Here is a 545-nt window from a genome sequence, read left to right as displayed (position 1 = left end):
AACTGGTCTTTACTGGGAATCTTATCCATTTTAAAATCAGGAGCGGGTTATGTTCCAATTGATCTTTCTTTACCAAAAGAGCGTCAATTGTACATGGTACAGGAAGCCAATATAAAAGGTTTATTGATAGAATCCAGCAGTTTATTTGATGTAATTGACTTCTCAGTTCCTGTATTTTCTATTGATATTCAGTATGCCGATATCCAGGCACTTCCGCAGGATGTTACTTTTACATCATTGGCAACAGAGGATACTACAGCTTATGTCGTGTACACGTCAGGAACCACTGGTCAGCCAAAAGGAGTTCAGGTGAGTCATAAGAATTTGGTAGATTATTACGAAGGATTGGAAGCTAAGATTTCGATCAGTGCCAACAAAAGTTTCGGATTAATGTCTTCACTTTCTGCCGATTTAGGAAATACTGTATTGTACGGTTCTTTGTTAAGCGGAGGATGTCTGCACTTATTCAATAAAGAAACTTTAATGGATGGAGTGAAGCTACAAGCATATTTTAAGGCCAACTCAATTGATTGTATCAAAATAGT

Annotated in this window: 1 protein-coding gene; it reads left to right on the top strand. The window is 37.2% G+C overall.

Going from position 1 to position 545, the window contains the following annotated elements:
* Positions 1-545, top strand: a 545-nt coding sequence (locus tag JO950_RS21985) for an AMP-binding protein (RefSeq protein ID WP_202704547.1), incomplete at both ends; no start/stop codon positions are given.

Source organism: Flavobacterium sp. UGB4466, assembly GCF_903469665.1.
Classification (GTDB): domain Bacteria; phylum Bacteroidota; class Bacteroidia; order Flavobacteriales; family Flavobacteriaceae; genus Flavobacterium; species Flavobacterium lipolyticum.
Note: the sequence above shows the minus strand (reverse complement) of the source record. Positions and strands in the feature narration are given on the sequence as shown.